The 23,014-nt window shown below is 75.1% G+C and carries 15 protein-coding genes; 8 read left to right on the forward strand and 7 right to left on the reverse strand.

Features of this window, described 5'->3' with window-relative positions; genetic code table 11:
* Positions 1 to 14: 14 nt before the first annotated feature.
* Positions 15 to 878, reverse strand: a complete 864-nt coding sequence (locus AB0C21_RS11570) for an NAD(P)-dependent oxidoreductase (protein ID WP_500203955.1) — start codon at positions 876 to 878, stop codon at positions 15 to 17.
* Between the two features lie 79 nt (positions 879 to 957).
* Between AB0C21_RS11570 and AB0C21_RS11575 the strand changes: the two genes are divergently transcribed.
* Positions 958 to 3,933, forward strand: a complete 2,976-nt coding sequence (locus tag AB0C21_RS11575; protein WP_500203956.1) for an ATP-binding protein — start codon at positions 958 to 960, stop codon at positions 3,931 to 3,933.
* On the opposite strand, the gene AB0C21_RS11580 is transcribed toward AB0C21_RS11575, so the two are convergent.
* Positions 3,930 to 5,120, reverse strand: coding sequence for an MFS transporter (locus AB0C21_RS11580; protein ID WP_500203957.1), 1,191 nt, complete (start codon positions 5,118 to 5,120; stop codon positions 3,930 to 3,932). The two genes, AB0C21_RS11575 and AB0C21_RS11580, sit on opposite strands and share 4 nt — an antisense overlap.
* A gap of 205 nt (positions 5,121 to 5,325) precedes the next feature.
* Here AB0C21_RS11580 and pdxR point away from each other — a divergent pair, with 205 nt between their 5' ends.
* From pdxR to AB0C21_RS11600, 4 genes are all read left to right on the forward strand, one after another.
* Positions 5,326 to 6,735: a MocR-like pyridoxine biosynthesis transcription factor PdxR gene (pdxR, locus tag AB0C21_RS11585; protein ID WP_500203958.1), complete on the forward strand. Its 1,410-nt coding sequence runs from the start codon at positions 5,326 to 5,328 to the stop codon at positions 6,733 to 6,735.
* Between the two features lie 111 nt (positions 6,736 to 6,846).
* The gene (locus AB0C21_RS11590; RefSeq protein ID WP_500203959.1) at positions 6,847 to 8,118 is read left to right on the forward strand and encodes a lipase family protein; all 1,272 of its coding nucleotides are present in this window, start codon (positions 6,847 to 6,849) and stop codon (positions 8,116 to 8,118) included.
* A 50-nt stretch (positions 8,119 to 8,168) separates the two neighbouring features.
* Entirely contained in the window at positions 8,169 to 9,137 is a 969-nt protein-coding gene (locus AB0C21_RS11595) for an acyl-CoA desaturase (RefSeq protein WP_500204101.1), read from the forward strand.
* Entirely contained in the window at positions 9,134 to 10,891 is a 1,758-nt protein-coding gene (locus AB0C21_RS11600) for a fatty acyl-AMP ligase (protein ID WP_500203960.1), read from the forward strand. The genes AB0C21_RS11595 and AB0C21_RS11600 overlap by 4 nt, the downstream gene beginning before the upstream one ends.
* A 15-nt stretch (positions 10,892 to 10,906) precedes the next feature.
* Here the strand turns inward: AB0C21_RS11600 and AB0C21_RS11605 are convergent, their stop codons facing one another.
* The 3 genes from AB0C21_RS11605 to AB0C21_RS11615 form a co-directional block, all read right to left on the reverse strand.
* Positions 10,907 to 12,151 (reverse strand): PucR family transcriptional regulator, encoded by a 1,245-nt coding sequence (locus AB0C21_RS11605; protein ID WP_500203961.1) that lies wholly within the window; start codon positions 12,149 to 12,151, stop codon positions 10,907 to 10,909.
* Positions 12,152 to 12,295: 144 nt separating this feature from the next.
* Positions 12,296 to 13,138, reverse strand: a complete 843-nt coding sequence (locus AB0C21_RS11610; RefSeq protein ID WP_500203962.1) for an EamA family transporter — start codon at positions 13,136 to 13,138, stop codon at positions 12,296 to 12,298.
* Positions 13,135 to 13,653, reverse strand: a complete 519-nt coding sequence (locus AB0C21_RS11615; protein WP_353820661.1) for a MarR family winged helix-turn-helix transcriptional regulator — start codon at positions 13,651 to 13,653, stop codon at positions 13,135 to 13,137. The genes AB0C21_RS11610 and AB0C21_RS11615 overlap by 4 nt, the downstream gene beginning before the upstream one ends.
* Positions 13,654 to 13,752: 99 nt before the next feature.
* Between AB0C21_RS11615 and selA the strand changes: the two genes are divergently transcribed.
* From selA to selD, 3 genes are read left to right on the forward strand one after another with little or no spacing between them, the layout of a single operon-like run.
* Entirely contained in the window at positions 13,753 to 15,072 is a 1,320-nt protein-coding gene (gene selA, locus AB0C21_RS11620; RefSeq protein WP_500203963.1) for an L-seryl-tRNA(Sec) selenium transferase, read from the forward strand.
* Positions 15,069 to 16,835 carry a selenocysteine-specific translation elongation factor gene (gene selB, locus AB0C21_RS11625; protein ID WP_500203964.1) on the forward strand — a complete coding sequence of 589 codons (1,767 nt, stop codon included), beginning with the start codon at positions 15,069 to 15,071 and terminating at the stop codon, positions 16,833 to 16,835. The genes selA and selB overlap by 4 nt, the downstream gene beginning before the upstream one ends.
* Positions 16,832 to 17,833: a selenide, water dikinase SelD gene (gene selD, locus AB0C21_RS11630; RefSeq protein WP_500203965.1), complete on the forward strand. Its 1,002-nt coding sequence runs from the start codon at positions 16,832 to 16,834 to the stop codon at positions 17,831 to 17,833. Before selB ends, selD begins: the two co-directional genes overlap by 4 nt.
* On the opposite strand, the gene fdh is transcribed toward selD, so the two are convergent.
* Both fdh and AB0C21_RS11640 read right to left on the reverse strand, forming a co-directional pair.
* Positions 17,830 to 21,081 carry a formate dehydrogenase gene (gene fdh, locus AB0C21_RS11635; protein ID WP_500203966.1) on the reverse strand — a complete coding sequence of 1,084 codons (3,252 nt, stop codon included), beginning with the start codon at positions 21,079 to 21,081 and terminating at the stop codon, positions 17,830 to 17,832. The genes selD and fdh overlap by 4 nt on opposite strands.
* Before the next feature lie 87 nt (positions 21,082 to 21,168).
* Positions 21,169 to 22,953 (reverse strand): hypothetical protein, encoded by a 1,785-nt coding sequence (locus tag AB0C21_RS11640; RefSeq protein ID WP_500203967.1) that lies wholly within the window; start codon positions 22,951 to 22,953, stop codon positions 21,169 to 21,171.
* Positions 22,954 to 23,014: the final 61 nt, after the last annotated feature.

Below are 23,014 nucleotides of genomic sequence, written 5' to 3' on the forward strand. Positions count from 1 at the left end.
CCCTCGCCGGACGGCTACCGCGCGGGGCGCTCCAGCAGCGTGATCAGGCGGGCGAGGCCGTCCTCGCCGTGGCCCTCCGCGACCGCGCGGTCGAGGAGGTCCCGCAGGGGGAGCAGGTACCCGGGGTCCACGCCCTGGTCGCGGCTCGTCTCGATCAGGCCGGGGAACGCGACCTGGCTGGTCGCGATGCTGGAGACGCTGGTGGCGAAGTCGCCCGCGTCGACGGCGCGGGCCTGTTCGGGGAGCGAGCCCAGCATCGCGGTCAGCCACGCGGTGGCCATCGGCGCGAACTCCGCGGCCGGGACCTTCTCCGACCGGGCGAGCGCGATGGCGTGCTGGAAGCCGGCGATCATGCCGTACATGGCGTCCAGCAGCGCGAGGTCGAGCAGCGGCGCGAGGCCCGGGTCGGTCCCCAGGTACCGCGCCTGGCCCAGCACCGCGAGCGTCTCGCGGTGCTCCTCGAACGCCCCCTCGTCGCCGCTGTAGAGGATCAGCGCCTCCGGCCGCCCGATCATCGGCGGGACGGCCATGATCCCGCCGTCCACGTACCGGGCGCCGAGCCCGGCGACGCGGTCGGCCATGGCGCGGGCCTGCCGCGGCGTCCCGTTGGTGAGCTGGACGATCGTGCGCCCGGCAGCCGCGCCGGCGTCGAGGACCTCCTCGGCGTTCGCGTACACGGACAGGCACACGATCACCAGCGGGCTCGCCGAGATCGCCGCCGCGGCGCTCTCCGCCTCCACCGCGCCCTTGGCCACGAGGGGTTCGGCCTTGGCGCGCGAGCGGTTCCAGACGGTCACCGTCCGCCCGTCCTTCAGCAGCGCCTCGGCGAGCGCGCTGCCCATCAGCCCCAGTCCGAGCACGGTCACGGATGTCGTCATTTCGGTTCCTTCCGGTAGTAGGGCCCCAGCGTGCTGCGGGCGGGTTCGGGAAAGGTTCGGGCCGCATTACGGTGGGTCCATGCGCTTCGGGGTCCTCGGTCCGCTCGAGGTGCGGACGGAGGGCGGCCGCCTCGTCCCGGTCCCGGACCGGAAGGTGCGGGCGCTGCTGGCCGACCTCCTCGCGCACGCCGGGCGCGCCGTCCCCGCCGACCGCCTCGTCGACGACCTGTGGGGCGACGCGCTGCCCGCCGATCCGGTCGCGACGCTGCGGGCCCGCGTCTCCCAGTTGCGCCGGACGCTGGAGGACGCCGAGCCGGGCGCTCGCGCGCTGGTCGAGACCCTCCCGCACGGATACCGGCTGGCCGCGCGGACCGACGCGCTCGACTTCGCGGACCTCGCCGGCCGCGCGGCGGACGAACCCGGCCCGGTCGCCCGGGCCGCGCGGTTCGCCGAGGCGCTGGCGCTCTGGCGCGGCCCCGCGTTCGCCGACTTCGCCGACGCGCCGTTCGCCGCCCCTGAGATCGCCCGCCTTGACGAACTGCGCCTCGCGGCGCTGGAGGGGCGCGCCGAGGCCCGCCTCGAACTGGGCGAGGACGCGGCACTGGCGGCCGAGCTGCGCGGGCTGGTGGACGAGCACCCGTTCCGGGAGCGGCTGCGCGCCGCCCACATGCGCGCCCTGTACCGCGCGGGCCGTCCCGCCGAGGCCCTCGCCGCCTACGACGACCTGCGCGTCCGGCTGCGCGACGACCTGGGCCTGGACCCCTCTCCCGCGCTGGCGGCCCTGCACGCGTCGATGCTCCGCCGCGATCCGGCGGCCGGCGGGCCGCGGGGCAACCTGCCGGCCGACGTCGCGCCCCTCGTCGGCCGGGACGCGGCCGTCCGGGAACTGGCCGCGCTGCTGGAGGAGTCGCGGCTGGTGACGCTGCACGGGATGGGCGGCGTGGGCAAGACGCGGCTCGCGGTGGCGGTCGCGCGCGCTCTGCGCGACCGGGGCGAGGCGTGGCTCGTGCGGCTCGACGAGGGGCTGGAGGCGGGCGCGTCCGCCGACGACGCGGCGTCGTTCGCGGCCGGGGTGCTCGGGCTGCGCGACGACGCGGGCTCCGGCGGCGGACCGGCCGCGCGGCTCGGCGAGGCGCTGGGCGGCAGGCGGGCGCTGCTGGTCCTCGACAACTGCGAGCACGTCGCCGAACCGGTGGCGCGGCTGGCGGCGGCGCTGCTGCGGGACGTCCCGGACCTGCGGGTCCTCGCCACCAGCCGGGAGCCGCTCGCGATCTCGGGGGAGCGGCTCTGGGCCGTCCCGCCGCTGGACGCCCGCGCCGCCGCCGCGCTGCTCGCCGAGCGGGCGGGCCTCGTGCCCGGCCCGGGGAACGCCGAGGCGATCGCGGCGGTCTGCGACCGGCTCGACGGCGTCCCGCTGGCGCTGGAGCTGGCGGCGACGCGGGTGCGGGCGCTCGGCCTCGCCGGCCTGGCCGAACGGCTGGACGACCGCTTCCGGCTGCTGTCGTCCGGCGCCCGGGACGCCCCGCCCCGGCAGCGGACGCTCCGCGCCCTCATCGACTGGAGCTGGGAGCCCCTGGACGAGCACGAGCGGGCGGCGCTGCGACGGCTGGCGGTCCACGCGGGCGGCTGCACCCTCGACGCGGCCGAGGCGGTCTGCGGCGCCGGCGTCGAGACGCTCGCGAGCCTCGTCGACCGGTCGCTGGTCGTGGCCGGGGAAGGGCCGCGGTACCGGCTGCTCGAGACGGTCGCCGCGTACGGCGCCGAGCGGCTCCGGGAGGCGGGCGAGGAGGAGCGGGTGCGCCGCCGCCATGCCGAGTACTACATCGGCCTGGCCGACCGCGCCGACCTGCGCGGCCCCGGCCAGCGCGACGCCCTGCGGCGGCTGCGCGCGGAGACCGGCAATCTCCGGGCCGCCCTCGACGGCGCCGTCCGCGCCGGGGACGCCGGCCTTGCGCTGAGGCTGGTGAACGCGATGGGCTGGGCCTGGTTCCTGTGGGGCCGCGCCGGTGAGGCGCGCCGGGCGTTCGAGCGGGCGCTCGCCGTGCCGGGCGCGGCGGACCGGTCCTCCGCGGCCCGGGCCCGGACCTGGCACACCGGGTTCGCCATGCTGGACGGCGACGGCGCGGACCGCGACGAGCGCGTCCGGGAGGCCCTCGCCGCCGACGGCGACCCGTGGGCGCACTGGTTCCTCGGGTTCGTCCGGGCCGGGTTCGGGGACCTGGAGCCGATCGGCGGGCTCGCGGCCCGCGCGCTCGACGGGTTCCGCGCCCGCGGCGACGCGTGGGGCGAGGCGGCCGCGCTCGCCGTGCGGGCCGCGCAGGCGCTCTCGGCCGGCGACCTCGCCCGCGCCGGGCGCGACGGCGAGCGGGCTCTGCGGCTGTTCGGCGCCGCGGGCGACCGGTGGGGACGCCTCCTGGCCACCGAGACGCTCGGCCTGCTCGCGGAGGTGACCGGCGACTACGCCCGCGCGCGGGACCTCCACGAGAGCGGCCTGCGCGACGCCGAGGAGCTCGGCCTCTGGGCGGAGGCGTCCGGCCGGCTGGCCCGCCTCGGCCGCGTCGCGCTGCTCGAAGGCGACCTCGACGGCGCCGACGACCTGCACGAGCGCGGCAGGCGGCTGGCCGTCCGCGAGTCGCACCGCCGGATGGAGCACTTCGCCGAGGTCGGCCTCGCCCTCGCGGCGCGCAGGCGCGGGAACCTGGACGAGGCCGAGGCGATCCTGCGCCGCTGGCTCGGCTGGTGCCGCGACATCGACGGCGCCCCGGGCCTCGCCTTCCTCCTGGCCGAGCTGGGGTTCATCGCCGAACTGCGGGGCGACGCGGGCCGGGCGCTCGACCTGCACACCGAGGGCCTGGCCGCGGCCCGCGCCACCGGCCACCCGCGCGCGGTCGCGCTCGCGCAGGAGGGCATGGCCGGTGCGCTCTCCCTCGCGGGCCGCCGCGCGGAGGCGGCGGAGGCGCTGGCCGCCGCGTCGCGGGCCCGGGCGGCGGCCGGCGCGCCGCTGCCCGAGGCGGAGCGCGGCGACGTCGACCGGATCGCCGCCCGCCTCGGCTAGGAGCGGCGGGAGAACGCCAGGGGGAGGGCCAGCAGGATCACGGCGGACGTCAGGGCGAACGCGACCGGGTAGCCGGTCGCGGCGGCGGCGAGGCCGAACGCGGCACCGCCGACGCCCATCCCGCCGTCGTAGCCGACGTTCCACAGCGCGCTGACCGTGCCGTAGCCGGACGCGGGCGCGCGCTCGAACATCATCGCCATGCTCGCGTTCTGCGTGACGCCGAAGCCGGCGCCGAACACCACCATGGCGGCGAGGACCGCGACCGTGTTCGGCACGAGGGCCAGCAGCGCGATCCCGGAAGCGGCGACGGCCACGGCGGGCATGAGCAGCCGCCCGGCGCCGTGCCGGTCCCCGACCCGTCCCGCCCACAGCCGCGCGAGCGTGGTGGAGGCCGGCTGGACGAACAGCGCCGCCGCCGCGATCCCGGCGGGGACGGCGTCCGGGAGGAAGGTGACCAGGATGCCCGCCGCCATCGCGGTCGAGGCGAACGCGAGGGCCGGGCGCAGCAGCGCCGCCGACCGCAGCCCCGCGGCGATGCCGAACGGCCGTTCGGGCTCCGATGACGTGGAGGGCGGGCCGGTGATCCTGCGCGGCAGGCCGGGCAGGATCGCCAGCGCGGCGAGGGAGGCGGCGGCGCCCGCGACGAACACCGGCGTGTACCCGACCCGGCCCGCGAGCCACACGCCGAGCGGCAGCGCGAGCAGCGACGGCACCCCGGCCACGACCCCGAACAGCCCGATCCCCTCGCCGCGCCGCTCCGCCGGGACGAGCGCCGCGAGCAGCGCGCCCGTGACCACCACGGTCACCGCGAAGCCGAGTCCGCGGACCAGGCTCACCGCGGTGATGGTCGCCATGGACGAGGAGAACGGCAGCGCGAGCGTGGGCGCCCCGAGCAGCAGGATCCCCGCCGCGAGCACCCGCCGGTGCCCGAACCGGTCGAGCAGCCGGGGCAGCGAGAGCTCGGCGAGCACCGTCGTCAGCATCAGCGCGCCCGTCGTGACGCCGGCTCCGACCCCGCCCGCGCCGCCGTCCACCGCGTACATCGGCACGACCGAGAACAGCAGGAAGAACCCCGTCAGCGTGGTGAAGGCGCCTACGAACACCAGCGCCAGATGCCGCCCGACCAGCCGCGGCCGTGCGGCGCCGACGGCGCTCGGATGGGGCAGCGTCCCCTGCGTCTCGCTCATGGCGTCTCACTGTGGGGGGCGACCCCCCACACCCCCTGGTTCGCTTCGCTCATGGCGTCTCACTGTGGGGGGCGACCCCCCACACCCCCCGGTTCGCTTCGCTCATGACGTCTCACTGTGGGGGGCGACCCCCCACACCCCCCGGTTCGCTTCGCTCATGAACAGACCGTAAATGAGCATCCGGCCTGCTATATGGTCCAATTTCATGGCAATCGAGTGGGCCGGTTCGTCGCCGGAGCTGCTGCTGAACCTCGACCGGGACGCGACCGGGACGCTGCGCTCGCAGCTGGAGACCGCGCTGCGCGACGCGATCTGCACCGGGCGGCTGAAGGCGGGGGAGCGGCTGCCGTCGTCCCGTGAACTGGCCCGCCAGCTCGGCGTCTCCCGCGGCCTCGTGCAGGAGTGCTACGGCCGGCTCAACGCCGAGGGGTTCCTGTGCGCGCGGACGGGGTCGGCCACGCGGGTGGCGCCCGTCCGCGTCGTCCCCGACGAACCGGCGCCCGCCGCGCGGCCGGTGGCCTCCCGGCTCCGTGTCGACTTCGCCGCGGGGGTGCCCGACCTGGCGTCATTCCCGCGCGGCGACTGGGCGTGGGCGCAGCGGGAGGTGGCCCGCACGGCGCCGAACGAGGCGCTCGGCTACGGCGACCCGCGCGGCAGCGAGGTCCTGCGGGACGTGCTCGCCGGCCACCTCCGGCGGGTGCGCGCGGCGGTCGCCGAACCCGAGGACATCGTCGTCTGCACCGGCTTCGCCCAGGGGCTCGGCATCGTCCTGCACGTCCTGGCCCGCCGGGGCGTCCGCCGCGTGGCGTTCGAGGACCCCGGCTACGGCGACGGCGCGACCATGACCGCCGCGGAGCGCGCCGGGATCGAGGCGGTGCCCGTCCCCGTCGACGACCTGGGCCTGGACGTGGACGCTCTCGACGCGAGCGGCGCCCGCGCCGTCCTCGTCACCCCGGCGCACCAGTGGCCGACCGGCGTCGTGCTGGCCCCCGAGCGGCGCCGCGCCCTCGCCGACTGGGCGTGCGAGCGGAACGGGATCGTCGTCGAGGACGACTACGACGCCGAGTTCCGCTACGACCGGGAGCCCGTCGGGTCGGTGCAGGGACTCGCGCCCGGCCGCGTCGTCGGCCTCGGAACGGTCAGCAAGTCGCTGGCCCCGGCCGTCCGGCTCGGCTGGATCCTGTGCCCGCCCTCGCTGACCCGGGCGGTCGCGGAGGAGAAGCGCCTCGCCGACCGCGGCTCGCCCGTCCTCGACCAGCTCGCCCTCGCCGCGCTCCTGGAGTCCGGCCGCTACGGGCGGCACCTGCGCCGGATGCGGCCCGCCTACGCCGCGCGCCGCGCGGCGCTGGTCGCGGCCCTCGCCGAGCACGCGCCCGCCGTGCGCCTGACGGGACTGGCCGCCGGGTTCCACGCCGTCGCCCACCTCCCCGGCGGGACGGACGAGCGGCGCGTCGTCGCCGAGGCGCGCAGGCGGTCGGTCGGCCTGTACGGGATGAGCACCTACCGGGCGTCCGGCGCGGCCGAGCCGCCGCGGCTCGTCCTCGGCTTCGGCGCCCTCACCGAGACCGCCATCCGGGACGGGATCGCTGAGGTGGCCGACCTCCTCCGACCTTAAGTCGAGTGCTAACAACGGCACTCAGTCATGTGAGAGGACTTCATTCCGCGCGCCGCGCCGGGTGGGGGACAGTCGTCAGCATTCGGTTTCCAGCCCCCTCCCGGAGCGAGAATGCGCTATCGCAGCCTGCTCACCACCGCGGCCCTCGGCGCGGCCCTCGCAGTGCCCGTCGCCGCCCCCCACGCCGCCGCCGCGCCGTCCGGCTGCGACGCCACCGACGCGGAGCTCTACGCGGCGCCGCCCGCGGCGGTCGCGGGGAGTCCGGGCGACGTGCTCGCCTGCCGCCCGGCGAAGCTGACGAACATCCCCGGCGACATCCCGATGAAGGCGTGGAAGGTCCGGTACGTCTCGACCGACGCCAAGGGCGCCAAGAGCGTGGTGACCGGGACGGTCGCCGTCCCGGACGCGGCCTGGACGAAGGGCAGGTCCCGCCCGACCGTCGCGTTCAACCCCGGCACGCTCGGCTCCGGCCCGCAGTGCGCGTTCTCCAGGCAGCTCGCCGGCGAGTACGTCGACATGTACGAGGGCCCCAACCTGGCGCTGTTCCTCAAGGCGGGCTTCGCGGTCGCCGCCACCGACGGCGCCGGATACCTCAACGGGCAGGTCCACACGTACATGGTCGGCGCGAACGCCGGGCACGCGCTGCTCGACGCCGTCCGGGCGTCGCGCCGCCTCCCCGGGGGAAGCCTCACCGCAGATGGGAAGGTCGGCATCTCGGGCTACTCCGAGGGCGGAGCCGCCGCGCTGTGGGGCGCGCAGCTCGCCTCGTCCTACGCGCCGGAGCTGGACGTCGTCGGCGCGGCGGCGGGCGGGGTGCCCGGTGACCTCAAGCTGACGGCCAAGCAGCTGAACGGCAGCCTGTTCGCCGGCTTCCTCGCCGACGCGCTCGTGGGCCTGCACGCCGCCTACCCGGAGATGCCGTTCGACGAGCTGATGAACGCCCAGGGCGCCCAGGCGATCAAGGACGTGAAGTCCAACTGCCTGTACGGGACGCTCGCCGTGTTCCTCGGAGCGAAGGTCGAGGGCTTCTCCAAGGACGGCCTGTCGCTGGAGCAGATCTACGCGCTGAAGGGCCCCGGCGGCGTCACGTGGGGCGACATCGTCGACCGGCAGAAGCTCGGCGTCGGCATCGGCACCCCTTCATCCGGCGCCAGGTACACGATCGGCTTCCCGGTGTTCCAGTACCGCGGCTGGCTGGAAGAGATCATCCCGCACGAGACCGAGGACGCCACCCGCCAGGCCTACTGCAAGGCCGGCATCACCACGACGTGGAAGAACACCTACCCGGCCGAGCACCTGTCCACCGACTGGGGTGCTGCCGGGGACGTGACGGACTTCCTCGGCGACCGCTTCGAGGGCAAGCCCGCCCAGGGCGACTGCTGACCCGCGCCGCCGAGACCAACCCGGAATCCGAGACCAAGGGAGTCGTGAACATGACAGCGGGCGTCGCCGACGTCGGCAGCCGCACCCCGCAGCCGGACATCTCCGGCACCGTCCCGTTCCCCGAGCGCGTCGCGGTCGTGGTGTTCGTGGTCGGGCCCATCGCCGGGCTGCTGGGCGCCGTCCCCTTCCTGTGGGGCTGGGGGATCAGCTGGACCGACGTCGCCATCTTCGCGTTCCTGTATCCGCTGAACGCGATCGGCATCACCGTCGGCTACCACCGGCACTTCACGCACGGCGGCTTCAAGGCCAAGCGGTGGCTGCGGATCGCCCTCGCGATCCTCGGCGGGCAGGCCATGCACGGCTCGGTGGTCCGCTGGGTCGCCGACCACCGCCGCCACCACAAGTACGCGGACCAGGAGGGCGACCCGCACTCGCCGTGGGCGTACGGGCCCGGCGTGTGGGGCCTCACCAAGGGCCTCTACCACGCGCACATGGGCTGGCTGTTCGGCAAGGAGCGCACGTCCCGCAGCAAGTACGCGCCCGACCTGCTGAAGGACAGGGACATCCGGTTCCTGTCCCTCGACCCCGTCTACGCCTTGATCGTCCTGTCGACGTTCCTCGTCCCGATGGGGCTGGGCGCCCTGCTCACCTGGTCGTGGCACGGCGCCGTCACCGCGCTGTTCTGGGGCGGGGTGATGCGCGTCTTCGTCGGCGACCACATCACGTTCTCGATCAACTCCATCTGCCACGTGTTCGGCAAGGAGGACTTCCGGACCCGCGACCGGGCCCGCAACGTGTGGTGGCTGGCGATCCCGTCGTTCGGCGAGTCCTGGCACAACCTGCACCACGCCGACCCCACCTGCGCGCGGCACGGCGTCCTCAAGGGCCAGATCGACATCAGCGCCCGCGTCATCTGGATCTTCGAGAGGCTCGGCTGGGTCTGGGACGTCCGCTGGCCCGACCACGAGCGCCTCGCCGCCCGCCGCGCGACCGCCCCCAGCACCGGAGAACGAGCATGACCGGCCTGCCCGAACTCGACCGCACGCCGCTGATCGAGCGGCTCACCCGCTTCGCCAAGGACTTCCCCGGCGACCGCGCCTACACGTTCATGGACTACATGACGGACCCGGACGGCGTCGCCACCCACGTCACCTGGGGCGAGCTGGACCGGCGCGCCCGCGGCATCGCCGCCGCCATCCGCCGGGCCACCGTGCCCGGGAGGCGGGTCGCGCTGCTCGCCCCGCAGGACCTGCACTACGTCACGTCCTTCCTCGGCGCCATGTACGCCCGCGTCATCGGCGTCCCGCTGTTCTCCCCGGACCTGCCCGGCCACGGGGACCGCCTCCTGGCCGTCTACCGGGACGCGGACCCCGACGTCGTGATCACCACGAGCGCGTCGCTGCCGCACGTCCGCGCGTTCCTCGGGGGCGGGGACGTGCGGCGGCCCGCCGAGGTCATCGTCGCGGACGAGGTGGACGCGGACCTCGACTGGACGCCCGAGCCGATCGACCCGGACGACGTCGCCTACCTGCAGTACACCTCCGGCTCGACCCGCACCCCCGCGGGCGTGATCATCACGCACGGGAACTTCGCCACGAACGCCGAGCAGCTGTGGCGGACGTTCGACGGCATTCCGCGCGAGTCGTCCGGGGTGAACTGGCTGCCCGTCTTCCACGACATGGGCCTCGTCACGACCGTCGCGCTGCCGCTGGTCTACGGCAACCCGGGCGTGATCATGGACCCGGTGGCGTTCGTCATGCGGCCCGTCCGCTGGCTGGAGCTGCTCAGCGCGCAGAGCCACGCGTTCACCGGCGGGCCCAACTTCGCCTACGAGTACCTCACCGCGCAGGTCACCGAGGAGGAGAAGGCGAAGCTCGACCTGAGCGGCGTGCAGGTCTTCATGAACGGCGCGGAGCCGATCCGGGAGAGCACGCTCACCGGGTTCTACGAGGCGTTCAAGGACTGCGGGCTGCGGCCCGAGGCGCAGGTGTGCGCCTACGGGCTGGCCGAGGCGACCGTGTACGTGTCGGCGTCGTCCCGGTTCCGGAAGCCGACCCGTGTCGCGTTCGACCACGAGGGGCTGCGCCGGGGGGTGGCCGAACCGTGCGACGCGGACGCGCCGGGCGCGATCCAGCTGATCGCCTGCGGGACGTCCTACGGCCAGCACGTGGCCGTGGCCGACCCCGAGACCGGCGTCCGGCTCCCGGACGGCAGGGTCGGGGAGATCTGGGTGCACGGCCCGAACGTCGCGGCCGGCTACTGGGGGCGCCCCGAGGCCACGAAGGAGACGTTCGAGGCGGAGCTCGCCGACCCCGGCGACCTGCCGCGCGGCCCGTGGCTGCGCACCGGGGACCTCGGCGTCCTGCACGGCGGCGAGCTGTTCGTCACCGGTCGGATCAAGGACCTGGTCATCGTGGACGGGCGCAACCACTACCCGCAGGACATCGAGGTCACCGTCTCCGGCGCGCACAAGGCGATCCGCCGCGAGTACGCCTGCGCGGTGGCCGTCGACACCGGCGACACCGAGGGCCTCGTCGTGGTCGCCGAGCGGAACCGCCGGGTGCCGATCGCGCTGCTCGACCGCGAGGAGGCGGCGCGGGCCGTGCGGGCGGCGGTGAAGCAGCAGCACGACCTGCGCGTCCACGACTTCGTGCTGATCGAGCCGGGCGGCCTGCCGCGCACCAGCAGCGGGAAGATCGCCAGGTCCGCCTGCCGGCAGGCCTACCTCGACGGGACGCTGCCGGTCGCCGAGGCGGCGCCGCGGCCCGAGTGAGCCCGGTCGCGCCGCTCAGGCGTGCTCCCCGTCGGCGTCGCCGCGCAGCCAGACGGGGAGTAGCAGCATCAGCTCCAGCCGGACCGCCGGGTCCTCGAAGTCGTAGTCGAACAGCTCGTGGAGCTGCGCCAGCCGGTACCGGACGGTCTGCGGGTGCACGCACAGCGCCTCTGCCGCGTCGGTCGCGTTGAAGCCGTGCCTGAGGCACTCCAGCAGCGTCTCCGCCAGCCGGGCGCCGCGGGACCTGCCGAGGGCGGTGAGCGGGGCCAGCCGGCGCCGCGCCGCCGCCTCGGCGAGTGTCCAGCCCTCCTGCAGCAGCAGGTCGGGCACGTACCGGTCGGCGTGGACGAGCGTGCCGGGGCCCCGCCGATCGAGGCGCCCGGCCGCCATCGAGTCGAGCGTCCGGTGCGCCCAGTGCAGCGAGACCCCGGCCCGGTCCAGTGGCACGGACGGCCCGACCGCGCCCGCCCAGCCGCCGAGGGTGGCGGTCAGCCGGTCGGGGCCGCCCGGGCGGTCGGGGTCGGGCATCACCAGGCACGGCCGCCCGCGGTCGAGGCCGCTCAGCAGGGACGGCGGCAGCCCGGCGGGCCCCTCCCCGCCGCTGCCGGGCCGCGGCTCCAGCACGATCACGGCCAGCCGCTCCGGCAGCGGCCACCCGGCCAGGACGGCCTGCTCGGCGACGACGTCCCGCGGCGCCGGCGGGTCGGACAGCAGCAGGCTCATCAGCCGGCCGCGGCGCTGCTCCCGCTCGCCCGCGGCCTTCTCCCGCGCCCGGGCGTAGCCCTGCGCGGCGGCGGACGCCAGCAGGTCCAGGTACGCGAGGTTCGCCTCGGTGAGCGCGATCACCAGCTCGCTCGGCTTGTGCAGCCGGCCGGCCTCCCGCGACAGGTACCGCCACGCGGTCCTGGACGCGACCCGCATCGCGTTCTGCAGGTGCTCCAGCCCGCGCCCCTCGACCGCCTCCCCGTACCCGATGTCGAAGTAGACCTGGTGCACCTCCTGCCAGGAGGCGTCGGGGTCGGCGATCATCTGGACGAAGTGCCCCATGCCCTGCGCCGTGGCGAGCCGCATCGCCTCGGTGTAGACGGGGTCGTCCGGCCGCGCGTACTCGGGGACGTGCCGCAGCACGCCCTCCACCATGGAGTCGACCAGGGCGGGAAGGTGCGGGCGCATCCACTGCGCCTCTTCGCGCGGTATGTCGCGCCAGGGCTCCCTTGACAGATCGTCGATGCGGGCGGGCCCGTCGTGCAGCGCCGTCAACGTGTCACCTCCGTCAGAGGACACCCGGATCGCCAGGCTAGGGAGCACGCGTCGCACAAGACACTCACCTCGGTGACAAGGCCGCCCGATTCCTTGTCACGCCCGGCGGATGCGCCTGGTCGCGCCGCACAAGGAGTGGTCCGCTCACGCCGCGGCGAGGGTCAGCAGGACGACGGCCGCCCCGGCCCCGGCGAGCCCCGCGGCCTGCGTCCGCGACAGGCGCTCGCGGAGCGCCGTCACGCCGAGCAGCACCGGGACCACCGGGTACAGCGAGGACAGCACGACCGCGATGACGACGAGCTGCTGCCGGGTCGCGAGGAGGTAGCTGACGAGCGCCGCCGCCGCGAGGCCCCCGTTCACCGCCGACCAGAGCCCCACCGTCCCGCGCGGGAGGCGGCGGCCGGGCGAGCACATCATCGGCGCGATCGCGAGGACGGCCGCGACCCGTCCCGCCGCGACGGGCCAGACCCCGGAGTCCTCGCCCGCCTGCGCGAGGGCCAGGTACTGGACGCCGATCCCGGCGCCCGCGGCGAGCCCGTTCACCAGGGCCGCGCGGACCCGGCCCCCCTCGTCCGAGCGGGACCGGGACACCAGCCACAGGGCGGGCACCACGACGGCGATGCCGAGCCAGGCCGCCGCCGTGGGCCGGTCGCCGAGGAACGCGACGCCGACGACGACCGGCAGGGCCACCCCGCCGACCGCGCTGACCGGGACGACGATGCTCAGGTTCCCCTTGCTGATGCCCCGGTAGAGGAACACCATCGCGAGGCCCGTCCCGGCACCCGAGAGCGCGCCCCACGCCAGGTCCCCGGCGGCCACGTCGGGGGACGGGATCGCCGGCGCCGCCGCGACCGCGCACACCAGCCCGCCGGCCTGGCCGAGCAGGGCGACGGCGACGGGGTCGGCGCGCCGCGACAGCAGCCCGCCCCAGACGTCGGCGACGCCGTAGAGCAGCGCCGAGGCGAGGGCCAGGAGGACGCCCGTCATGCGCGTCCCGCGTCGCGCTCGGCCTGGCCGACCGGGCAGACGCCGCCGCTCGTGCAGCACCCCCGGTCGCAGAGCCGGCAGATGACGTCCGAGTCGCCGATCTCCTCGTAGAGGCGGGCGAGGAGCTTGGACAGCAGCCCGGTGAGCGCCTCGCGCTCGCCGTCGTCCAGGACGGCGAGCACCCCGGCCAGCGGCGCGTCCCGCGCGGCGAGCATCCCGCGCACCGCCTCCTCGCCCTCCGGCGTCAGCAGCACCTGGACGGCGCGCCCCCCGCCGGGACGGCGGTCGACCAGGCCGGCGGCCTGGAGCCCGTCCACCATGCGCGCGGCGGCGGACTGGGTCAGCCCGACGCGCCGTCCCAGCTCGGTGACGCCGAGGCCGGGCGCGTGCGCCAGCACGACCAGCGCCGCCGCGCCGCTCGCGCTCACCCGTCCCGCGCCCGTCGCCCCGGCCAGCACCAGGTCGGTCACCGCCAGCGAGGCGGCGCCCAGCAGGTTCGCCACTCTGTCATGCATGAGTCATGCATGTTAGCAGCCGGTGATCGCGCGGTGCCCGGCCGGGCCCCGTTTGCGTGCCATGCTGGCGGGGTAGCGCTGCATCTCGGAGGTCGCTTGATGGATCGCGGAGCCGTGCCCGTCGCGGGCGAGGACGAACGGCGGCGGATCGCCCGCACGGACGTGCTGCTCGCCGATCCCCGCCTCGTGCGCGCGGCCGGACGGCTCGGACGCGGCGTGGTGAAGGCGGCGGTCGTCGCGGCACAGCGCCGGGCCCGCGCCGGAGAGATCGCACCGGAGGCGGTGGCCGACGCCGCGGTCGCGTCGCTCCCGCCGAGCGCCTCCGGGCTCCGCCCGGTGATCAACGCGACCGGCGTCCTGCTGCACACCAACCTCGGGCGGGCGCCGCTGTCGGCGGCGGCCCGCGAGGCCGTGGCGGTGGCGTCCGGTGCCACCGACGTCGAACTCGACCTGGAGACCGGCCGCCGCGCCAGGCGGGGCCGCTCGGTGCTCGCGGCGCTCCTGGAGCGGGTGCCGCAGGCGGAGGCCGCGCACGTCGTCAACAACGGCGCGGCGGCGCTGGTGCTGGCCGCCACCACGCTCGCGCCCGGCCGGGAGATCGTCATGAGCCGCGGCGAGATGGTGGAGATCGGCGACGGGTTCCGCATCCCCGAGCTGCTCGCCGCCACCGGCGCGCGGCTGCGCGAGGTCGGCACCACGAACCGGACCTCGCCGGACGACTACGCGGCGGCCGTCGGCGAGGAGACCGGCTTCATCCTCAAGGTGCACCCCTCGAACTTCCGCATGACCGGCTTCACGCGGGGCGCGGACGTCGCGGAGCTGGCCGGGCTCGGGGTGCCGGTCGTCGCCGACATCGGCTCCGGGCTGCTCGCCCCCGAGCCACTCCTGCCGGACGAGCCCGACGCCGCGTCCATGCTCAAGGCGGGCGCCGACCTGGTCACCGCCAGCGGCGACAAGCTGCTCGGCGGGCCGCAGTGCGGGCTCCTCCTCGGCCGGGACGACCTGGTGCGGCGGCTCGCCCGCCACCCGCTCGCGCGGGCGCTGCGGGTCGACAAGCTGACCCTCGCCGCCCTGGAGGCCACCGTCCGCGGGCCGCGGACCCCGACCCGCGAGGCGCTGCACGCCGACGCCGGGGCGCTGCGGGAGCGGGCCGACCGGCTCGCCGCCCGGCTGCGGGACGACGGTGTGGAGGCGGTGGCCGTCGAGAGCGAGGCGGCGGTCGGCGGCGGTGGCGCGCCCGGCGTCGTCCTGCCGAGCGCGGCCGTGGCGGTCCCCGAGCCGTACGCGGCGCGGCTGCGCCGGGGGACGCCCGCCGTGATGGGGCGGGTCGAGGACGGGCGGTGCCTGCTCGACCTGCGCTCCGTGCCGCCGGACGAGGACGCCGTCCTGGCCCGGGCCGTCCGGGCGGCGGCGCGATGACCCACGTCGTCGCTACCGCCGGCCACGTCGACCACGGCAAGTCCACGCTCGTCCGCGCCCTCACCGGGATGGAGCCCGACCGGCTGGAGGAGGAGCGGCGGCGCGGCCTCACCATCGAGCTCGGCTTCGCCTGGACGACCCTGCCGGGCGGCGACCGCATCGCCTTCGTGGACGTCCCGGGCCACGAGCGGCTCGTCACCACGATGCTCGCCGGGGTCGGGCCCGTCCCGGCCGTCGTGTTCGTGGTGGCCGCAGACCAGGGCTGGCAGCGCCAGTCCGAGGAGCACCTGGCGGTGCTGGACGCGCTCGGCGTCCGCCACGGCCTCCTCGTCGTGACGCGCCGCGACCTCACCGACGAGACGACCGTGGGCCGGGTGCGCGAGGAGGCGCTCGCTCACCTCGCCGCCACCTCGCTCGGCCGCGTCGAGTCGGTGACGGTCAGCGGCGCCACCGGCGACGGCCTCGACGAGCTGCGCGCCGCCCTGGAGCGGCTCACCGGCTCCCTCCCGGCCCCCGACCGGGACGCCGACGTCCGGCTCTGGATCGACCGGGTCTTCACCATCCGCGGCAGGGGCACCGTCGTGACCGGCACGCTCGGCGCCGGGACGATCAGCGTCGGCGACCGCCTCGCCTTCGGCGACGCCCTCCTGCGCGTGCGCGGGTTGCAGAGCCTCAAGGAGGACCACCGGGAGATCGGCGCCGTCGCCCGCGTCGCCGTGAACCTGCACGGGAACGCGGGGGAGATGGGCCGGGGCGACGCCCTGCTCACCCCCGGCCGCTGGCTCACCGCCGACGTGGTCGACGTCCGGCTGCGCGGCGACGCCGCACCCGACCTGCCGCGCGAGCTGACGCTCCACGTGGGCTCGGCGGCCGTGCCGGTCCACGTCCGCCCCCTCGGGGACGACACGGCGCGGCTGTCGCTGCGCCGCCCGCTTCCGCTCCGCGTCGGGGACGTCGCGCTGCTGCGCGACCCCGGGCGGCACCGCGTCCCGGCGGGGGTCACGGTCCTGGACGTCCGCCCCGAGCCGTTCACGCGGCGCGGTGCGGCGGCGGCACGGGCCCGCGTGCTCGCCGAGATGACCGGACGGCCGGACGGCGCCGAGGAGGTCCGCCGCCGGGGCCTGATCAGGCGCTCGGACCTGGTGGCGATGGGCGTCCCCGTCCCCTTCGAGCCGGTCGCGGGGGAGTGGCTCGCCGACCCGGCCCTCTGGAAGGAGCTGCGCGAGCACCTCACGGCGGCCGTCGACGAGCATGCCAAGGCCCACCCCACCGACCCCGGGCTCCCGGCCGACGCGGCCCGCCGCGCCCTCGGCCTCCCCGACCGCGTCCTCGTCGACGCCCTCGCCGAGGGCCTCGGCAGGCGCGACGGCAGGATCTACGGCAGGGCAACCGCGCCCGAACTGCCCCCGCCCGTGCGCGCGGCCGTCGACGCCGTCCGCCGCGACCTTGCCGCGGCCCCGTTCCAGGCTCCGGACGCGAACCGCCTCGCCGAACTCGGCCTCACCCCGAAGATGCTCGCCGTCGCCGCCGCGACCGGCGAACTCCTCAAGGTGGCCGACGGCGTCGTCCTGCTTCCCGGCGCCGACGCCCGCGCCGCCGAACTGCTCGCCGGTCTCGGCGGCCCCTTCACCCTGAGCGAGGCGCGCCGCGCCCTCGGCACCACCCGCCGCGTCGCCGTCCCGCTCCTGGAGTACCTCGACGACAAGGGCTACACGGTCCGGGTGGACGACCTCCGCCGCCGCTGCACCGAGAGGAAGCCATGACCGACGCTCCCCCGAAACGGCTCACCCAGTACGCGCACGGCGGGGGGTGCGCCTGCAAGATTCCGCCGGGGGAGTTGGAGGAGGTCGTCGCGGGGCTCGGGGCCGCGCCCGCCTCGCCCAACGCCGAACTGCTCGTGGGGCTGGAGACCGGGGACGACGCGGCCGTGGTCCGGCTCCAGGACGGCCTCGCCGCCGTCGCCACCGCCGACTTCTTCACGCCGGTCGTCGACGACCCGTACGACTGGGGGCGCATCGCCGCCGCCAACGCGCTGTCCGACGTCTACGCGATCGGCGGCCGGCCCATCGTGGCGGTGAACCTGCTCGCCTGGCCGCGCGAGGTCCTCCCGTTCGACCTGGCGCGCGAGGTCCTGCGCGGCGGCCTCGACGTCGCCGCCGAGGCGGGCTGCCACGTCGGCGGCGGCCACAGCGTGGACGACCCCGAGCCCAAGTACGGCATGGCCGTCACCGGGGTCGCCGACCCCGCACGCCTCCTGCGCAACGACACCGGCAAGCCGGGGACGCCGCTCAGCCTCACCAAGCCCCTCGGCCTCGGCGTCCTGAACAACCGGCACAAGGCGACGGGCGAGGTCTTCGCGCACGCCGTGGAGACCATGGCCGCGCTGAACCGCGACGCGTCCGCCGCCGCGCTGGACGCCGGGATCGTGTGCGCCACCGACGTGACCGGCTTCGGGCTCCTCGGCCACCTCTACAAGATGGCCCGCGCGTCCGGGGTGACCGCCGTGGTCGACGCCGCCGCCGTCCCCTGCCTCGACGGCGCCCGTGCGTCCCTCCGGGACGGGTACGTCAGCGGCGGAACCCGCCGCAACCTCGACTGGGTCGCCCCGCACACCGACTTCGGCGCCACCGGCGAGGACGACCGGCTCCTGCTCGCCGACGCCCAGACCTCCGGCGGCCTCCTGCTCGCCGGCGAGATCCCCGGCGCCCCCGTCATCGGCGAACTGATCCCCGCAGCCGACCACCCGGTGATCGTCCGCTAGATCTCGGTTCCCGTTCGGTCGGTGATGCCGGCGCGCTCCTGGTACTCGCGGACCAGGGCGCCGGCGGCGGGGCCGCGCGGGCGGCGGCCCGGGCGGATGTCGACCGACATGACCTTCGACTCCTGGATGTGCGTGTTCGGGTCCAGGGACAGGTGCAGCAACTCGTTCGCGGCGTCGCCGCGGCTGTAGCCGTTCGGGCCCCAGTGGTAGGGCAGGCCGATCTGGTGCAGCTTCCTGCCGTCCACGGTCAGCGGCGCCATCCGATCGGTCACCAGCACCCGCGCCTCCACGACGGCGCGCGGGCTGACGATCGTCGCCCAGCCGCCGTGCTCCAGGCCCCGCTCGGCCGCCAGCTCCGGCGAGATCTCGCAGAAGAACTCCGGCTGCAACTCGGCCAGGTAGGGCTGCCAGCGCGACATGCCGCCCGCCGTGTGGTGCTCGGTGAGCCGGTACGTCGTCACCACGTACGGGTAGATTCCGGCTCCCGGGTCGGTGCCGCTCGGCGCGTACCGGTTGTCGGGGTGCGGCGGCAGCAGGTGCCGGACGGGGTTGCGCTGCTGCTTGTAGAGCGGGTTCTGGAACGGCGACTCCTGCGGCTCGTAGTGCGTCGGCAGCGGCCCGTCCGTCAGCCCGGCCGGCACGTACAGCCACGCCTTGCCGTCCGCCTGCATGATGAACGGGTCGTTGCCGGCGAGCGCGTCCGGTCCCGTCGCGTCGCGCGGCGGCTTGTAGTCCGGCGGGCGGTCGGCCACGAAGTCGGGCACGTCGTGGCCCGTCCACTTGCCCTTCTCGGCGTCCCACCAGATCAGCGCCTTGCGGTCGCTCCACGGCCTGCCGTCCGGATCGGCGGACGCCCGGTTGTAGAGGATGCGGCGGTTCATCGGCCACGCCCAGCCCCACTCGGGCGCCACCCAGTTCTGGTCCTTGCCGGGCTTGCGGCGCGCGGTCTGGTTGACGCCGTCGGTGTAGCAGCCGCAGTAGATCCAGCAGCCGCACGAGGTGGACCCGTCGTCCTTCAGCTGCGTGTAGGACGACAGCGGGTTCCCGTCGGCGTCCCGGCCGTTGATCTCGGCGAGCACGGCCTCGGCGTCCGGCTCGGCGATCTCGCCGTGCGTCGGGTAGTCCCATGTCAGGTCGAGGACGGGCCGGTCCATCTCGTCGGTGGAGCCGGCGAGCTTCTCCCTGACGAGGCGGCCGAGATGGTACATGAACCACAGGTCGCTGCGCGTGTCGCCGGCGGGCTCCACCGCCTTGTGGTGCCACTGCAGCATCCGCTGCGTGTTGGTGAAGCTGCCGTCCTTCTCTGTGTGCGCGGCGGCGGGCAGGAAGAACACCTCGGTGCCGATGTCCTCGGTGCGCATCTCGCCCGACTCGATCTCCGGGCCGTCCTTCCACCACGTCGCCGACTCGATCAGCGAGAAGTCGCGGACCACGAGCCAGTCGAGGTTCGCCATCCCGAGCCGCTGGATCTTGGCGTTGGCGGATCCGACGGCCGGGTTCTCGCCCATGAGGAAGTAGCCCTTGCACACCCCGTCGATCTGCGCCATGGACGTCTCGTAGGTGCTGTGCGAGCCGGTCAGCCGCGGCAGGTAGTCGAAGCGGTAGTCGTTGTCGGCGGTCGCCGCGTCGCCCCAGTACGCCTTCAGCAGGCTGACCATGTAGGAGCGCATGTCGCCCCAGAAGCCCTTGCGCGCCGCCTCCGCCTGGATGAACGTGTCCAGGTCCTGGTTGCTGTGGGCGTGCGGCATCGGGATGTAGCCGGGCAGCAGGTTGAACAGCGTCGGGATGTCGGTCGAGCCCTGGATGGACGCGTGGCCGCGCAGCGCCAGGATGCCGCCGCCGGGACGGCCGATGTTGCCGAGCAGCGACTGCAGGACCGACGCCGCCCGGATGTACTGGACGCCGACCGTGTGCTGGGTCCAGCCCACCGCGTACGCGAACGCCGTCGTCCGGTCGCGGCCGGAGTTCTCCGTGACCATCTCGCAGACCTTGAGGAACTGGTCCCGGGGGACGCCGCAGATCCGCTCGACCATCTCCGGCGTGTACCGCGCGTAGTGCCGCCTGAGGACCTGGAACACGCACCGCGGGTGCTCCAGCGTCGGGTCCCGCTCCGGGTCGCCCGCGCCGATCGCCGCGCCGCCCGAGCCGTGCGCCTCGCCGCGCGCGGCCTCCTGGACGGCTCCGACGCGGTCCTCGTACTCCATGTCGCGCTGGCCGGACGCCGCCTGGACCTCCATGCCCTCGTACTGCCACGTGCTGTTGTCGTAGCTGCGCTGCTCCGGGTCAAGGCCGGAGAACACGCCGTCCAGGTCCTCGGTGTCGCGGAACTCCTCGGTGAGGATCACCGACGCGTTCGTGTAGGACAGGACGTACTCGCGGAAGTACTTCTCGTTCCGCAGGACGTAGTTGATGATCCCGCCGAGGAACGCGATGTCACTGCCCGCGCGCAGCGGGACGTGCGCGTCCGCGAGCGCGCTCGTCCGCGTGAACCGCGGGTCCACGTGGATCAGCTTCGCCCCGCGCGCCTTGGCCTCCATCACCCACTGGAACCCGACCGGATGGCACTCGGCCATGTTCGAGCCCTGGATGACGATGCAGTCGGCGTGCTGGAGGTCCTGCTGGAAGGTGGTCGCGCCGCCGCGTCCGAACGAGGTTCCCAGACCGGGAACGGTGGAGGAGTGTCAAACGCGGGCCTGATTCTCGATCTGCACCGCGCCGAGCGCGGTGAACAGCTTCTTGATCAGGTAGTTCTCCTCGTTGTCGAGCGTGGCGCCGCCGAGGCTTGCGAAGCCGAGCGTCCGCCGCACGGGCACGCCGTCCTGCTCCCACTGCCAGCCGTGCCGGCGCGCCTCGACCACCCGGTCGGCGATCATGTCCATCGCCGTGTCGAGGGCGAGGGACTCCCAGTCGGTGCCGTGCGGGCGCCGGTACAGGACCCGCTGCTCGCGGGCGTCCCCTGTGGTCAGCTGGAGGCTCGCGGAGCCCTTGGGGCAGAGCCGCCCCCGGCTGACCGGCGAGTCGGGGTCGCCCTCGATCTGGGTGACCTTGCCGTCCTTGACGTAGACGTCCTGCCCGCAGCCGACGGCGCAGTAGGGGCACACCGACTTCACGACCCGGTCGGCGGTGCTCACCCGCGGCGTGATCCGCTCGGTTCCGGCGCTCTTGGCCGCGGCGCCCCGCCCGAGCGGGTCGTCGCCGCTGAACTGGCGGTAGACGGGCCACGACTCGATCCATCTCCGAACGCCCACGTCCCACCGCCTTCCTCAGCTTGATCCGCCGCCCACCTACCCGCCGCCCGTGCCGTGAAACACGGGGCGGCGGGCGGCGGGGCCGCGTCAGCGGGCGGCGAACGCGGCGAGGTTCGCGGAGACCGGCTCGGACCGGCCGCCGTTCTGGACGGCGGACGCGGTCAGCACGTCGATGTGCTGGTAGCCGGGCGCGACGACGTCGCCGGGCTGCGGGTCGCCGCCGAGGCCGCCCTCCGCCTCCAGGTCGAGCGTCGGGTTCGCGGTGACGCCGTCCTCGTGGACGGCGTCGTCGGCGATCCCCGGTGCGGCGGCCAGCGCGATGTCGGCGACCATCCGCGTCGGGAAGTAGTGCTCGGTGAAGTCGAGCGGATGCTCCGACAGGCTGCGGGCCAGTTCGGCGATGTCGGTGACCTCCTTCCCCGCGGACGTGAACGGGGTGCCGTCCTTGGCCTTGTACACGGGGTCGTCCGGGGCGCCGACGCGGTCGAAGTTCCGCCACGTGTACAGCGGACCGCGCGGCTCGTCCGGGATCGCCTTCTTCTCGGTCCCGAGCAGCCGGGACAGGCCGCCGAGACCGATGCCGGCGAGGTCGTTCGGCGCCGGGAACTCCTTGTCGACGATCCTCCCGCCGTCCCAGAACCCCAGGCTGGCCTGCATGAACGCGAGCGGCTGGGAGTTGTCGTCCAGCAGCCCGCCGAGCGCGGCGGCGTTGGTGAACCGGAAGTCCTTCACCGTGGGGGAGCCCGTGAGGAACGTCGGGTAGTCCTTGGAGAACAGGATCCGGTAGGTGGAGTCGGTGTTGAACGACGACGGCACGTAGGTCGCGAGGTCGGAGACGCCGCCCGGGTCGAGGCGCGCCGCCAGGCCCGCGATGCCGAGCAGGTTCATCGTCTCGGTGTTGACCACCGCGGGGGCGGACAGGGCCCGCGGGATCGCACCGCTCTCCAGCCCCGCCTGGACGGCGCCCGCGCCGAACTTCAGCAGCGGGATCCAGTCCTCGGGGAAGTCCCCGCCGAATCCGGGAAGCGCCGTCGAGATCCGGGTGTCGAGCGCGAAGTAGCCGGAGCACTGCTCGTACCCGGCGTCACCCGTGGTCGAGTGGTCGCCGTCGAAGTCCCATTCGGCGAAGAACGCCGTCAGGACGCCGCCCAGCGAGTGCCCCCCGCACATCATCTTCCGCTTGCGCGCGGCCGGGTCGGGGAGTTCCCTGACCATCAGGTCGTACTGGTCGCGGACGGTCTGCTCAAGCCCGACGCTCTGGAGCCACTTCACCTGGTCGTTGGTCTGGTACCCGGCGAACTTCCGCCCGTCGACCTCTTTCTGCCGGTAGTAGTAGTCGATGGCGAGATGGGCGTCCCCCGCCCGGAGCCCCGCCTGGATCCCGGTGCCGTCCTCCAGGCAGTTGGACCGCCGGTCCAGCGCCCAGAACTCGATGTGCTTCCCGCGCTCGGCCGCGGCCGAGACCGTGTTGCGCGCGACGCTGTCGAACGCGCCCGCGCCCTCCAGGATGCCGGGCTGCGCGACCAGGATCCGGTCGGCGTCGGCCGACGCGGCGGGACCGTCCTTGTGCCGGAACCGCAGGTAGGACAGCCAGTCGCAGGCTTGCGGATGCAGACCGGCCGTTGCGGGCAGCGGCACCCTCACCCGAACGACCGACTCGGCGACGTCGGTGACGGGCGAGCTGGAGGCGACCGGCGTCTCGGTCCGGTCGGCCTCGCGCGCGCCCACCGGTCCGGCCGCCGCGGTGACGGCCAGCACGGCCGCGGCCGCGGCCGCCGCGGCATGAGCGAAGCGAACCGGGGGGCGCGGGGGGCCGCCCCCCGATCGCGACAGTGCCGCGAACGCGCCGAGGGGAAGAGGGGACCGTCCCATCACGTGCTCCTTCCGAGCGTGATCGGTCAGGTCCGACAATGAACCTGTCGTCCTCCGGGCG

Origin of the sequence: Spirillospora sp. NPDC049024 (genome assembly GCF_040649235.1) — a bacterium.
In the GTDB taxonomy this organism is placed as follows: Bacteria; Actinomycetota; Actinomycetes; order Streptosporangiales; family Streptosporangiaceae; genus Spirillospora.

What these genes read in the sequence shown, in the direction of transcription:
- selB (WP_500203964.1), top strand. Translation starts at nt 15,069, where the DNA reads ATGACCCACGTCGTCGCTACCGCCGGCCACGTCGACCACGGCAAGTCC.
- selD (WP_500203965.1), top strand. Translation starts at nt 16,832, where the DNA reads ATGACCGACGCTCCCCCGAAACGGCTCACCCAGTACGCGCACGGCGGG.
- AB0C21_RS11640 (WP_500203967.1), bottom strand. Translation starts at nt 22,953, where the DNA reads ATGGGACGGTCCCCTCTTCCCCTCGGCGCGTTCGCGGCACTGTCGCGA.
- AB0C21_RS11610 (WP_500203962.1), bottom strand. Translation starts at nt 13,138, where the DNA reads ATGACGGGCGTCCTCCTGGCCCTCGCCTCGGCGCTGCTCTACGGCGTC.
- AB0C21_RS11600 (WP_500203960.1), top strand. Translation starts at nt 9,134, where the DNA reads ATGACCGGCCTGCCCGAACTCGACCGCACGCCGCTGATCGAGCGGCTC.
- AB0C21_RS11580 (WP_500203957.1), bottom strand. Translation starts at nt 5,120, where the DNA reads ATGAGCGAGACGCAGGGGACGCTGCCCCATCCGAGCGCCGTCGGCGCC.
- selA (WP_500203963.1), top strand. Translation starts at nt 13,753, where the DNA reads ATGGATCGCGGAGCCGTGCCCGTCGCGGGCGAGGACGAACGGCGGCGG.
- pdxR (WP_500203958.1), top strand. Translation starts at nt 5,326, where the DNA reads ATGGCAATCGAGTGGGCCGGTTCGTCGCCGGAGCTGCTGCTGAACCTC.
- AB0C21_RS11615 (WP_353820661.1), bottom strand. Translation starts at nt 13,653, where the DNA reads ATGCATGACAGAGTGGCGAACCTGCTGGGCGCCGCCTCGCTGGCGGTG.
- AB0C21_RS11595 (WP_500204101.1), top strand. Translation starts at nt 8,169, where the DNA reads ATGACAGCGGGCGTCGCCGACGTCGGCAGCCGCACCCCGCAGCCGGAC.
- AB0C21_RS11590 (WP_500203959.1), top strand. Translation starts at nt 6,847, where the DNA reads ATGCGCTATCGCAGCCTGCTCACCACCGCGGCCCTCGGCGCGGCCCTC.
- AB0C21_RS11575 (WP_500203956.1), top strand. Translation starts at nt 958, where the DNA reads ATGCGCTTCGGGGTCCTCGGTCCGCTCGAGGTGCGGACGGAGGGCGGC.
- AB0C21_RS11570 (WP_500203955.1), bottom strand. Translation starts at nt 878, where the DNA reads ATGACGACATCCGTGACCGTGCTCGGACTGGGGCTGATGGGCAGCGCG.